This window comes from Amycolatopsis bartoniae, from assembly GCF_014191255.1.
Classification (GTDB): domain Bacteria; phylum Actinomycetota; class Actinomycetes; order Mycobacteriales; family Pseudonocardiaceae; genus Amycolatopsis_E; species Amycolatopsis_E bartoniae.
In genome coordinates this window covers 712,873-724,161 of sequence record NZ_JACHWH010000002.1, presented here as the reverse complement: position 1 = coordinate 724,161, position 11,289 = coordinate 712,873, and the positions used below count along the sequence as shown (strand labels likewise).

The following is an 11,289-nucleotide window of genomic DNA, read 5'->3' as shown; positions in this document are numbered from 1 at the left end:
GCACCCGCGTCCGGTTGGCTCGGCACGCCCGTCCTGCCGCCGGAGGGTCGACAATGCCCCTGTAGCCCTGTCCGCTTGTAGGACCGCAGGATTGTCAACAAGCCTCAAACACATCAAGCCGACAATCCGACGAGCCGATTGTCCTCACGAACCAGCAGGCAGGAGCACCACGCCGTCGTCGTCGGCGTAGAGCAGATCGCCGGGGTGGAAGGTGATCCCGCCGAAGCCGACCGGCACGTCCACCGCTCCGGCGCCCGCCTTGCTGCTCTTGCGTGGGTTCGTGCCGAGGGCCTTGATGCCGATGGGCAGGTCCGCGAGCACGGCGCTGTCGCGGACCGCACCGTTGATCACCAACCCGGCCCAGCCGTTGTCCACCGCGGACTTCGCGATGAGGTCGCCGGTCAGTGCGCTGTGCAGCGAGCCGCGACCGTCGACGACGAGGACGGCGCCCTCGCCGGGAGTGCGGAGCAGCTCGCGCACGAGCCCGTTGTCGTGGTAGCAGGTGATCGTGCGCACCGGGCCGCTGAACACCCGGTGCGCGCCGAACTGGCGGAACTGCGTGTCGCACACCTGGAGCTTCTCGCCGTGCTCGTCCACCAGGTCCGCGGTGCTGGGAAGAGTGCTCACGCCGGTCATGATGCCCGATCGGGACGCCGGTCGATCGTGATGTTCACCGCAGCGTCAACATTCGCGCAGCTGCGGCACGACCGTCCACTAGGGACGGAAGAGCGTCCCGGGACCGGTGTGTCAGCGGAAGAACAGGCGGGCGATGAGGCCGGTGACGACGACCCAGAAGATCGCGGCGAGTCCGTAGTTCACCAGCACGGCGAGCTGGGCGTTGTCGATCGGGAACAGGCCCGGGAAGAACAGTGCCAACGGCTCGGCGATCGAGCGGATGAAGCGCGTGAACGCGTTCCCCGCGTTGGCGCCCAGCAGGATCAGCAGGATGTAGACGACTTCGATGAGGGCGAACAGAGCCCCGACGCCGGTGACGATCCTGGCGGCGGAGGCGCGGCCGGAGTAAGTTCGTGTCCTGGTCATACCGGAGAAATTCCTCCCCCACCGGAGCGGAAAACCCGATCGGGTGACAAATACTCCTTTCGTCCGGTTGCGCTGCGCCGATTGCCGTATTCGCGCCGGACAAGGGTCGAAGGACCCTGCCGCGGCGGCCGCTCCTGTGCGCAGACTCGGCGGTGAACCCTGGGTATTGTTCAGCCACCCCTGGCGGAGGACACCGAGGCGGTTTGCGCGAGATGAACGAGGACAGGGCGGCCAGGGTGTGGTCGTCCATCGCCGAGTGCGCGCGCCGTGAATCCGCTCCCGTCTCCGTGCGCCACGCGTGCCAGAGCTGTGCGGAGGCTGTTTCGGCCGATGCCGCCGTGCTCCTGCTGACCAGTAGTCTGCAGGCCGGGCACCTGGTGTACGCCACCGCACCACTCGGCGAGGAGCTGGTAGAGCTGCAGACCACATCGGGAGAAGGCCCTGCGCTGGCAGCCGCCGCGGGACTCGGGCCGGTGCTCGTGCCGGACCTCGCCGCCCGGCGCGACCGCTGGCCGGCCTACGTGCCGGACGCGTTGCGGACGGGCGCGCGGGCGCAGTTCTCGGTCCCGCTGCGCCTCGGTGCGGTGCGGGTGGGCGCGCTGGACCTCCACCGCAGGCGCACCGGGGCGCTCGGACCGGATGAACTGGCGGACGTGATGGTGTACGCGGATGCCGCGCTGGCGATCGTCCTCGACGACCGGGCCGGTGCGAACGGTGACGGCGGTGGCGGAGGCTTCTTCAACTACGGGGCCGAGTTGCACCAGGCCGCGGGCATGGTGTCGGTGCAGTTGGACGTGCCGGTGGGAGAGGCCATGGTGCGACTGCGCGCACACGCATACGCTCGCGGTGAGCGACTGGGGGAGGTGGCGAAGGCAGTGGTGCAGCGCCGGCTCCGGTTCGCCCCCAGCGACGAGTCCGGAGGGGAGCACCGATGAGTGTGCCCGACACGCGGGTGACGCGGGCGTTCGTCGAGCTCGCGGACACCCTGGTAGCCGACTTCGACCTGATCGACTTCCTGCACGGGCTGGCCTTGCGCTGCGTCGAGCTGCTCGGGGTCGACGCCGCCGGGCTGCTGCTGGCGAACACGCACGGCGTGCTCAACGTGGTGGGTGCCTCCGGGGAGCAGGCGCGGTTGCTGGAGCTGCTGCAGCTGCAGAACCAGGAGGGCGCGGCGATCGACTGCTACCGGCAGGGGCGGCCGATCCAGTGCCCCGACCTGCGTTCGGCGGCGCAGTGGCCGGTGTTCGCGCCGGCCGCGCGGGAGGCGGGGTTCGCCGCGGTGGCGGCGGTGCCGATGCGGCTGCGGGAGAACATCGTGGGCGCGGTGAACCTGTTCGCCGAGGCGGCGGGCGAGTTCGGTGAGGACCGGCTGGGTGTCGGCCAGGCCCTGGCGGACATCGCGACGATCGGGATCCTGCACGAGCGGACGCTGCGGCAGCACGAGGTGCTGGTCGAGCAGCTGCAGACCGCGCTGACCAGCCGGATCACCATCGAACAGGCCAAGGGTGTGCTGGCGGAGCGGCTGGGCATCGGGGTGGAGCAGGCGTTCGTCGTGCTGCGGCTGTACGCCCGCAGCCACCGCCGCCGCCTGGTGGACGTGGCGACGACGGTGGTGGAGCGGCAGCCGGAGGGTGACGACGTGGTGGCGTCGTACCGGGGCTGACGTCAGTTGATCTGCAGGTCCACGCAGGAGTAGAAGGCGTTGGCGGTGTCGGCGATGTTCCACACGGCGAGGAGCTTCTGCCTGCCCGTGAAGTTGCCGAGGGTGATGGAGTGCGACACGGTCGACGGCGGCTGGGCGTTCCCGCCGTCCTTCTGGTCGACCAGCGTGTTGCCGATGTAGTACTGCCAGTTGCTGGTGCGGTGCGCAGCCGTCATCGTCCAGGTGATGGTGACCGTGCGGCCGACGGAGGTGACCCGCCAGCCCTTGGTGTCGTCGTCCAGTTCGGCGAAGCGGGTGTTGCCGCCGCTGCAGCTGTACAGCCCCTTGGGCCCTTCCACGCTCTGCGGCTCGTACTTGATGTCCCCGCACGCGACGATGCCCTGGGCGCACTGGGCCTGGCGGCTGGGCGGGGAGTTGATGTAACCGTGCGCGCTGGCCACTCCGGCGGGTAGGGCGAGCGCGACGACCGGGGCGAGAACGGCCCCCGCGGCGACGGACTTGAGGTGGGTGCGGCGTTTTCCGTTCATGGTCGAGTCTCCTCTTCCACTGGCTGTGGGACGGAGTTGTCTGAACCTTGTGGTCTGGACCATAACGCGGAGTAAAGTGCCGGTCAAGGATTGTGGGGGTGCTGGGTTCGGCGGAAACTTGTTGACAATCCGCTAATCCGGCGATCGACATTCGGCCGATCCGGCAATCCGACACGTGGACAAGGCGCGTGTCAACGTTCCGGCAGGTCGGCCAGCAGTGCGCGCCACTGGGCCCCCGTGTTGAACCCCGCCCCGAGGTCGGGCAGCTCCGCGAGGTCGGCGTCGCTCACGGGCGGCACGTCCTCCGCGCCCACGCGGTGCAGCTCCAGCGTCACGCGGGCCAGCGTCTCCAGCGCGATCGTCCGCACCACGGCCTCCTCGACGCTCGCGCCCGTCACCGTCACGCCGTGCCCGCGCAGCAGGCACACCGGCCGGTCACCCATCGCCGCCAGCATCTCCTGCGCCAGGTCCCGCCGCCGGATCAGCACCGACCTCGGGTACACCGGCACACCCTCGGCCGCGAGCCGCATCCCCGGGATGTCGAACGCCCCGTACACCGGGCGCAGCGACAGCTCCGCCAGTCCACAAAGGAGCAACGCGGGCGGGTGCGCGTGCACGACGGCGCCCACGTCCGGCCTGGCCCGCAGCACCTCCGTGTGGATCGGCAGCTCGTTCGGCACCCGCCAGTCACCGAGCTCGCCCTCGCCTTCGAGGTCGACCTGGCGAACGTCGTCCGGCACCGTGTGGCGCAAACCCTGTTCGTACGGCCCCCGCGTCCGCACGAGCAGGTGCTCGGCATCCACCCGGACGCTGACGTGCCCGAGGATCCCGTCGACCACACCTCGTTCGGCCAGGACCCGGCACGCGTCCGACACCGTCTGCTTCAGACTGTCCACAAGAGCTTCAGAGTTTGAACGAGTCCGAAGCGGACGCCAGCACGATCTCCTCCGCGGTCCGCACCCGCGCCGCCAGCCCCTGCTTGTGCGAGTAGCGGGCGAACGTCTCCAGCACGTGCCGGTTGCGTTCGAGCCCGTAGTCCCAGTAGCCCGGCCCCAGCGCGTCCACAGTCTCCTCCAGGTGCTGCTGCAACCACGGCAGCATCACCTTGAAAGCGTTGCGGTGCTTGAGATCCTCGTACGCCACCGCCAACGACTCGGTGAACGCCTTGGTGAGCGAGCGCGCGATCCACGGGTGCCGTTCGTGCAGCTCGCGCCGCAGCACGACGGTGTGCATGATCGGGAAGATCCGCGTCCGCCGGTAGTAGTCCTTCTCCGCCGCCACGAAGTCCTCGAACAGGTGCCGCACGTGCGGCACACGCCCGAAGCACGACGGCTGCGAGGCGCTGTAGATCGCGTCGAGCTCGCCTTCGGCCAGCATCGCCGACAGCGTCTGGTCCGGACCGATCGGCGTGACGCTGATGGAGTCCGGCAGGTTCAACCGGATCTTCTCGTGCCGCCCGGGTTCCTCGATGCCGCCGGTGAAGTACTGCACCGAGTCCACCGGCACGCCGTGCTCCTCGGCGAGGATGCCGCGCTGCCACACCCCGGCCGTCAGCTGGTACTCCGGCGTGCCGACGCGCTTGCCGACGAGGTCCTTCGGCTCCGTGATCCCGCTGCGGGTGCTGACGTAGATCGACTGGTGCCGGAACACCCGCGACGGGAACACCGGCAGCGCAACGAAAGGCGGGTCCTCGCGGTCGAGCGTCAGCAGGTACGACGACAGGCTCATCTCGCTGACGTCGAACTCCTGGTGCCGCAGCTGCCGGTAGAACGTCTCCTCGACCGGTAGCGAGAGGAAGTTCAGGTCGATGCCCTCCGGTCGCACGCGCCCGTCCTGCAGCGCACGCATCCGGTCGTAGTCCCAGCAGGCGAAGGACAGCGAAAGGCGGGTCATGCGGGAACTCCTTCGAGGTTGGCGGTGGTGGTCCTGGACCGGTGCCGGGCCAGCGGCACGCACAGCAGCAGCGCGACCACCGCGCACAGCCCGCACGCGGCGAACCCGGCGAGGTACGAGCTCAGCGCCGGAGTGCCGGCGGGCGTGGTGAGGCTCGCGAACAGCACCCCGGCGACCGCGCTACCGACCGAGTTGCCCACCGCGTACATCACCACCGAAAGCCCGAGCGCGATTCCGGACTCGGCGGCGGGAACGGCACGCAGCACGAGCAGTTGCGTCGCGGCGAGCGCGACCGCGAGGCCCATCGAGTCGAAGCCGAGCGAGATCAGCTCGACGAGCGGCACGGCGTGGCCGAGCGCGAACCCGGCGAAGCCGATCGTGATCGAGACGAACGCGATCGCGGACGTCAGCACGAGGCCGCGAGGCCGCATCGCGCGCAGCACGACGATGCCGAGCACGCTGCCCACCGCCTGCGGCACCGCGAACCAGCCCGCGCCGAGGCTGCTCCAGCCGTAGCCGAAACCGGACGAGACCGGCGTCTGCGCGAGCCGCGTCACCGCGGACAGCGAGCCGTAGATGCCGAACGCGATCAGGAAGGTCATCGCGTAGGGGAGGGCGACCTGCGGCCGCAGCAGGTAGGAGACGTCGATCAGCGGGTGGCGCGCGGCGCGTTCCCGCCACCACCACAGGCCGCCGAGCGCGACGCCGCCGATCAGCAGCCCGAGCACCTGGCCGGAGCCCCACCCCCAGGAGGGGCCCTGGCTCAGGCCGAGCAGCAGCGCGACGAGCGCGAGGGTGAGCAGGACGGCGCCGGGCACGTCGAGCCCGCCGTGGGCGCGTTCCGGTGAGTCGCGCACGAACACCGTCGTCGCGGCGAGCCCGAGCAGGCTCGCGACCGCGCCGCACACGAAGAACAGGTGCCAGTTCTGCGGGTGGATGCCGACGACCGCGCCGAGCAGCAGGCCCGCGGCGATGCCGAGCCCGGTGCCGACGTGAATCGCGCTGATCGCGGTGTGCGCGCGTTTCGGCGGCAGGGTGTCGCTCGCGATCGCCTCGGGCAGCGCGAGCATCGGCAGCTGGGCGCCGATCAGCACGCGGCCGGCGAGAACGAGCGGAAGGTTCGTGGCGAAGCTGTCGATCAGGCAGCCCGCCAGCACCAGGCCCATCGCGAGGAGGATCACCGGCTTCTTGCCGATCAGGTCCGCGAGGCGGGTGAGCACGGCGAGGAAGACCGCACCGGACAGCAGGCCCGACGTGAGGATCCACGCCGTGCCCGCGGCGGACGTGTGCAGCGCCTTGCCGATCGCGGGCAGCAGGGGCAGCAGGCCGACCTGCACGAGCTGGAGGGCGAAGCCGAGGTAGGTCAGCGTGACGACGGCCGCACGGCCGTTGCCGGGTGTGCTCATGGGAGGAACTCCGATCGTCGATGATCGAGCTGGGCGTACGCTAACCGCGCGTGCCAAAGTATGTCAACGTTTACGTATGTAGTTACATATTGGGAGGCTCGGATGTCCCTGCGCCACGCGCTGCTCGCCCTGCTCGAAGCCGGGCCGATGACGGGGTACGAGCTGGCCAAGCAGTTCGACCAGTCCGCCGACCGGGTCTGGCACGCGCCGCATCCGCAGATCTACACGGAGCTGCGGAAGCTGGAGGGCGAGGAGCTGGTGGCGGCGGACGAGCAGCCGCGGGGCACGAAGGCGGTCAAGCGCGCGTACCGGCTGACGCCGGCGGGGGAGGGGGAGCTGCGCCGCTGGGTGTCGGAAGTCGAGGCGCCTGCTGCGGTTCGCGATGCGGTGTACCTGAAGGCGACCTATTTCGAGTACGCGGAACCGGACGTGGTGCGGCGGCAGTTCGAGCTGCACCGGGCGCACCACCAGGAGCAGCTGCAGCGGTGGGAACGGCACGTGGCGCAGCTGCGGGCACACGAGACGGAGCTGCTCCAGCGGCGCCTGGCCCACGCCCCGGAGGCCGACCACGAGGCGATCGTGGCGTACAAGGTGCACGTCTACCAGGGAATGGCGGAGCGCGCCCGGACGGAGATCGCCTGGGCCGAGCGGGGGCTGGAGCTGGTGAAGAAGCTTTCGGGGTGATGGTGGGGGTTGGGGTTGGAGCGGCGGTGGTGACTTCGGCGGGGTTGGGCGTGGGCGGCGGCGGGTTGGCTTCGGCCGCCCAGGTGGTTGGGGGCTGGGTTCGTGGGGCGCCTTCCGCGGCGGGCTGTGGGCGGGGGTTGGGTCTGAGCGACTGGGGTGGGGTTTGGCGTGGCTGCACGTGGTCGGCGGTGGGGTTGGCTTTGGCCGCCAGGTGGGTTGGGGGCGGTGGCTGGGTTCGGCGCCGCCTTCCGCGGCGGGCTGCGGGCCGGGGTTGGGTGGTGGCTGAGCGACTGGGGTGGGGTTGGGGGGGCTGCACGTGGCCGGTGGCGGGGTGGCTCGGCCATCAGGTGACTGGGGCGTGAACCGGGTTCGTGGGGCACCTTCCCGGCGGGCTGCGGGCCGGGGTTGGGGGCGGCGCTCACACGGCTGGGGGCTTGGCGATTCGGGTTCGCCAGGCGTTTCCGCGAGGTCGGCGGCGGTGTGGCAGGTTGGTTGCGGCTACTGGACGGTGGGAGTTCTGGCCTGAGTCCGGTTCCGCCTGGTGCTTGCCCGCGCGTCGGGTGCGGTTCGCGGGCGGCGGGCCGGGCACTGGCCTCAGTCCAGGTCGGCTAAGCGCTTCTCCGCGGCGTCCGCAGCGCGCTTCGCTGCTGTGAGGGCCTTCTTCGCCGCCGTGACTTCGGCTTTCCGTTCGCGCTCGGTCTTTGTCGCTTCCTCCAGGCGGGCGCGTAGTTCCGCCACCGTGTCGGCGGCTTCGGCGGCGCGGTGTTCGGCGTCGGAGAGCGCTTGTGCTGCCTCGTCCCGCGCCTCGATGGCCGCGGCGACCTCCTCGCGGGCCGCCCGCTCGCGGTCTCGGCGCTTTCGCTCCGCCTCGCGTTCCGTCTTGCGGTCCGGCGCCTTCCGGTCCGGCTGCTTCCGCGTCGGGGGCTTCCGTTCCGGTGCGGTCTTCCGCGGCTGCGCCTTCCGGTCCGGAGCCCGCGCCGGAACCACCGCCGCCGTGAGCCACTGTTCCGGGGAGCCCGGCGCGAGCGCCGCGCTCAGGCGGGCGGCCCGCACCGCCTCCAGGGCCTGCTCGTCGGACACCGCGGCCTCGAACGTGTCGTCCACCTGCCTGCTCGTGGCGTCGCTGAACGCGTAACCCGCCTTGCGGGCCAGCCACTGTGCCCGCTTGTTCAGCAACCCGAGCACCTCGTGCCGCTCCCGCGACAACGCCCGCAGGTCCGCGCCCGCCAACTGCTCGTGCGCCCTCCGCAGGGAAACGCCCAACTCGGCGAGCCGGTCGACCTCCTCCGGGCAGTTACGGCTCACCTGGTTGACCAGCCACGCCGCGACCGTCGGCTTGCGCAGGCCGGCGATCCGGTCCGCCAGCGCGCGGTCCGGCCGCGCCTGCTTCACCCGCTCGTCCCGCAGCGCGGTGAAGTCCTCCCGCTTCGCGGCGAACAGCTCGTCCGACACCACCTCGAAGTCCATCGCGACCCAGTCAAGCACGATCCGCCCGCCTACGCGCCGCAGCGGATTGGCCCAGACCACGACTCTTTCGGGTGATCACCCCAAAAGCCCGCGGAAACCCCGCCGGAGTGGTGCTCGGTCCGTTTGTCGAGGTCGAAGGGGTCACCTGTCCCGAATGGACAAATGAATTCCTATTCGAACAGAATGCGATGCGGTCACTTTCGGTTACTGGTGGAGGGAGCACCGCAGTGAGCTTTCCCGTGCGGGGGCGGCAAAACCTCCGGTTGTGACCGGCCGCTCAAAGCGGTGTTGGTCTCGTTTCCGAGCCTTTGGCGTACCGGTGCGGCAAAGTGGGTATTGCCACAGTTGTTCATCACGTTGCTGGGAAAGGGGGACTGGGGACCGTGAACGGACCATTCGGGCGTACAGCCCGATTCTGGCGCCGTATCCACCTTGGTCGCAATCCACTGGCCAGACGCTCCGACCGCGTCGAGGCCGCGCTGCTGCTCGTCGTCGTACTGGGGTTGCTCGTCGCACTTCCGCTCGCCGTGCTCGTCGGCTCCACCACCTACCGGGGGCAGCTCGCCGTTTCGGCCGAGCAGCAGGCTTCGCGTCACCTCGCCACCGCCACCCTCATCGAAGACGCCCCGACGCCCGTGCCCGCCACGGACGGCGCCTACCTCAGCGCCGACGGCGGCTCGACCGGGGTGCACGCCCGCTGGACCGTCGCGGGCGGCGCCGAGCGGATCGGCACCATCGCCGCCGATCCCGGCACCACCGCGGGCAGCGAGGTGCCCGTCTGGCTGTCGAACGCCGGTGACCCGGTGCCCGCGCCGATGACGTCCTCGGACGCCGTGACGACGAGCGTCCTCGCCGGGATCTTCTCGTGGCTGGTGGTCGCGCTGGGGCTGACCGCGGTGTACTGGAGCGTCCGGCTGGTGCTGGACCGCCGCCGCGCCGTGCGCTGGGACCGTGAATGGCTGCACGCCGGGGAACGCTGGGCCCGCTCCTGAGGCTTCACCGGACGCCGCGGGGCCGGAACTGGATGCTGATGCGTGGCCCGACCGGCTTGCCGGTCTTGGGAATCGCGTGCTCCCACGTGCGCTGGCACGAACCGCCCATCACGATGAGGTCGCCCGGCCCCAGCGCCTGGCGCACCGTCTGCCCGCCGCCGCGCGGCCGCAGCAGCAGGCTGCGCGGCGCGCCCACGGACAGGATCGCCACCATGGTGTCCTCGCGCGAGCCGCGGCCGATCGTGTCCCCGTGCCACGCCACACTGTCGCGGCCGTCCCGGTAGAGGCAGAGCCCCGCCGTGCGGAACGGCTCGCCGAGCTCCTGCGCGTAGTGCGCGCTCAGCGCCGAGCGGGCCTCGTCGAGCACCGGGTGCGGCAGTTCGTCGCTCTCGCCGTAGAAGCAGAGCAGCCGCGGCACGTCGACGACGCGGTCGTACATCCGGCGTCGTTCGGCGTGCCACGGCACGTGCTCCACCAGCCGTTCGAAGAGCCTGTCGGCCCCGCCGAGCCAGTACGGCAGGACGTCGATCCAGGCGCCGTCGCCCAGCGTCGTGCGCCGGGCGGCCGACAGCGGCCGGAGCGCGACCTCGTCGGTCTGCCCGAACAGCGAGCCCTGTAGTCCCACGGTCATGCCCGCAGTCTACCCGCTCTTCGAACACTTGTTCTAGTTGAAGTAGTGGCCTTCTTCGAGGTCGGCGATCAGACCGGGGTGAACCGGTTCCCAGCCCAGCAGTTCACGGGTCTGCGAGGCGAGCGGCGGCAGGCCGAGTGTCATGAAGGCGCCGAATGCCCCGAAGTGCTCCGCGGCCCGCTCGGGCGCGACGCTCTCGACCGGAATCCCCAGTTGGCGGCCGATCACCTCGGCGATTTCCCGCACGGCGATGCCGTCTTCGGCCGCGGCGGGCAGGCGTGCCCCGGACGGCGCCTTTTCCAGCGCCAGCCGGTAAAGGTGGGCCAGGTCGAGCGTGTGCACGGCGGGCCAGCGGTTGCCCCCGTCGCCGATGTAACCGGACACGCCCTTGGCGCGGGCGATCCCGATCATCATGGGGATGAAACCGTGCTTGTCGTACGTGCTGTGCACGACCGGCGGGATGCCGACGAGCAGGGCACGGATGCCGCGGTCGGTGAAGCCGGCGACCTCGTTCGCCACGGCGGACCGGGGGTTGGCGTTGACGGCCTTGTCAATCTCCTCGTCGCCGCTGTTGCCGAGGCCGATACCGATGAAGGTCTTGCCGGTGCCGTCGAGCGCGTCGGCGAACGCCCGCACGACGGCCAGGTCAACGTTGGCGGCGGCGACGAAACCCTGCGGGTCCAGGGCGCCGTGGTCGAAGGCGAGGTGGATCACCGCGTCCGCGTCGGACGCGGCTTCGCGAAGGCCGTCGAGGTCGCCCAGCTCGCCGCGGCGCACCTCGGCGCCCAGGGACTTGACGGTGGTGGCGGACGTTTCCGAGCGGGCGAGGCCGACGACGTCGTGCCCGGCCTGGACGAGCTCGGTGACGACAGCCGAGCCGATGTGGCCGCTGGCGCCGGTGACGAAGACGCGCATGAACTCTCCTGACGAGGTGATGTGACTGAGTACCGTCACTGTAGCAGGAGTGACGGTACTCAGTCACATC

At 70.6% G+C, this 11,289-nt stretch carries 13 protein-coding genes; 4 read left to right on the top strand and 9 right to left on the bottom strand.

The window, feature by feature from the left end; all coding sequences use genetic code 11:
• Positions 1 to 144: 144 nt before the first annotated feature.
• Together rraA and FHX82_RS15345 are read right to left on the bottom strand one after the other, a co-directional pair.
• Positions 145 to 627, bottom strand: a complete 483-nt coding sequence (gene rraA, locus FHX82_RS15350) for a ribonuclease E activity regulator RraA (RefSeq protein ID WP_229880918.1) — start codon at positions 625 to 627, stop codon at positions 145 to 147.
• A 120-nt stretch (positions 628 to 747) separates the two neighbouring features.
• A complete protein-coding gene (locus FHX82_RS15345; RefSeq protein ID WP_183176641.1) occupies positions 748 to 1,041 on the bottom strand; it encodes a hypothetical protein in 294 nt (97 codons plus the stop codon).
• A gap of 212 nt (positions 1,042 to 1,253) precedes the next feature.
• Here FHX82_RS15345 and FHX82_RS15340 point away from each other — a divergent pair, with 212 nt between their 5' ends.
• Positions 1,254 to 1,976: a GAF domain-containing protein gene (locus FHX82_RS15340; protein ID WP_145937191.1), complete on the top strand. Its 723-nt coding sequence runs from the start codon at positions 1,254 to 1,256 to the stop codon at positions 1,974 to 1,976.
• Positions 1,973 to 2,704, top strand: a complete 732-nt coding sequence (locus FHX82_RS15335; protein WP_145937190.1) for a GAF and ANTAR domain-containing protein — start codon at positions 1,973 to 1,975, stop codon at positions 2,702 to 2,704. Before FHX82_RS15340 ends, FHX82_RS15335 begins: the two co-directional genes overlap by 4 nt.
• A gap of 2 nt (positions 2,705 to 2,706) precedes the next feature.
• Here the strand turns inward: FHX82_RS15335 and FHX82_RS15330 are convergent, their stop codons facing one another.
• The 4 genes from FHX82_RS15330 to FHX82_RS15315 form a co-directional block, all read right to left on the bottom strand.
• Positions 2,707 to 3,231: a lytic polysaccharide monooxygenase auxiliary activity family 9 protein gene (locus FHX82_RS15330; RefSeq protein WP_145937189.1), complete on the bottom strand. Its 525-nt coding sequence runs from the start codon at positions 3,229 to 3,231 to the stop codon at positions 2,707 to 2,709.
• A gap of 191 nt (positions 3,232 to 3,422) precedes the next feature.
• Positions 3,423 to 4,127, bottom strand: a complete 705-nt coding sequence (phtC, locus tag FHX82_RS15325) for a 3,4-dihydroxyphthalate decarboxylase (RefSeq protein ID WP_145937188.1) — start codon at positions 4,125 to 4,127, stop codon at positions 3,423 to 3,425.
• A 7-nt stretch (positions 4,128 to 4,134) separates the two neighbouring features.
• Entirely contained in the window at positions 4,135 to 5,124 is a 990-nt protein-coding gene (locus FHX82_RS15320) for a substrate-binding domain-containing protein (RefSeq protein WP_145937187.1), read from the bottom strand.
• Positions 5,121 to 6,530, bottom strand: a complete 1,410-nt coding sequence (locus FHX82_RS15315) for an MFS transporter (protein ID WP_145937186.1) — start codon at positions 6,528 to 6,530, stop codon at positions 5,121 to 5,123. The genes FHX82_RS15320 and FHX82_RS15315 overlap by 4 nt, the downstream gene beginning before the upstream one ends.
• Before the next feature lie 102 nt (positions 6,531 to 6,632).
• Between FHX82_RS15315 and FHX82_RS15310 the strand changes: the two genes are divergently transcribed.
• Positions 6,633 to 7,214: a PadR family transcriptional regulator gene (locus FHX82_RS15310; RefSeq protein ID WP_183176640.1), complete on the top strand. Its 582-nt coding sequence runs from the start codon at positions 6,633 to 6,635 to the stop codon at positions 7,212 to 7,214.
• Between the two features lie 594 nt (positions 7,215 to 7,808).
• Here the strand turns inward: FHX82_RS15310 and FHX82_RS15305 are convergent.
• Complete coding sequence (locus tag FHX82_RS15305; protein ID WP_229880916.1) at positions 7,809 to 8,699, bottom strand: hypothetical protein; 891 nt, start codon at positions 8,697 to 8,699, stop codon at positions 7,809 to 7,811.
• 365 nt (positions 8,700 to 9,064) lie between these two features.
• On the opposite strand from FHX82_RS15305, the gene FHX82_RS15300 reads away from it, so the two are divergent.
• On the top strand, positions 9,065 to 9,673 hold the full coding sequence (locus tag FHX82_RS15300) for an Rv1733c family protein (RefSeq protein ID WP_145938207.1): 609 nt from the start codon (positions 9,065 to 9,067) through the stop codon (positions 9,671 to 9,673).
• A 4-nt stretch (positions 9,674 to 9,677) separates the two neighbouring features.
• On the opposite strand, the gene FHX82_RS15295 is transcribed toward FHX82_RS15300, so the two are convergent.
• Both FHX82_RS15295 and FHX82_RS15290 read right to left on the bottom strand, forming a co-directional pair.
• Positions 9,678 to 10,304, bottom strand: a complete 627-nt coding sequence (locus FHX82_RS15295; protein ID WP_145938208.1) for an alpha-ketoglutarate-dependent dioxygenase AlkB — start codon at positions 10,302 to 10,304, stop codon at positions 9,678 to 9,680.
• A 33-nt stretch (positions 10,305 to 10,337) separates the two neighbouring features.
• Positions 10,338 to 11,219 carry an SDR family oxidoreductase gene (locus tag FHX82_RS15290; protein ID WP_145938209.1) on the bottom strand — a complete coding sequence of 294 codons (882 nt, stop codon included), beginning with the start codon at positions 11,217 to 11,219 and terminating at the stop codon, positions 10,338 to 10,340.
• Positions 11,220 to 11,289 lie beyond the last annotated feature (70 nt).

What these genes read in the sequence shown, in the direction of transcription:
- FHX82_RS15315 (WP_145937186.1), bottom strand. Translation starts at nt 6,530, where the DNA reads ATGAGCACACCCGGCAACGGCCGTGCGGCCGTCGTCACGCTGACCTAC.
- FHX82_RS15330 (WP_145937189.1), bottom strand. Translation starts at nt 3,231, where the DNA reads ATGAACGGAAAACGCCGCACCCACCTCAAGTCCGTCGCCGCGGGGGCC.
- FHX82_RS15335 (WP_145937190.1), top strand. Translation starts at nt 1,973, where the DNA reads ATGAGTGTGCCCGACACGCGGGTGACGCGGGCGTTCGTCGAGCTCGCG.
- FHX82_RS15345 (WP_183176641.1), bottom strand. Translation starts at nt 1,041, where the DNA reads ATGACCAGGACACGAACTTACTCCGGCCGCGCCTCCGCCGCCAGGATC.
- FHX82_RS15320 (WP_145937187.1), bottom strand. Translation starts at nt 5,124, where the DNA reads ATGACCCGCCTTTCGCTGTCCTTCGCCTGCTGGGACTACGACCGGATG.
- FHX82_RS15340 (WP_145937191.1), top strand. Translation starts at nt 1,254, where the DNA reads ATGAACGAGGACAGGGCGGCCAGGGTGTGGTCGTCCATCGCCGAGTGC.
- FHX82_RS15295 (WP_145938208.1), bottom strand. Translation starts at nt 10,304, where the DNA reads ATGACCGTGGGACTACAGGGCTCGCTGTTCGGGCAGACCGACGAGGTC.
- FHX82_RS15310 (WP_183176640.1), top strand. Translation starts at nt 6,633, where the DNA reads ATGTCCCTGCGCCACGCGCTGCTCGCCCTGCTCGAAGCCGGGCCGATG.
- FHX82_RS15290 (WP_145938209.1), bottom strand. Translation starts at nt 11,219, where the DNA reads ATGCGCGTCTTCGTCACCGGCGCCAGCGGCCACATCGGCTCGGCTGTC.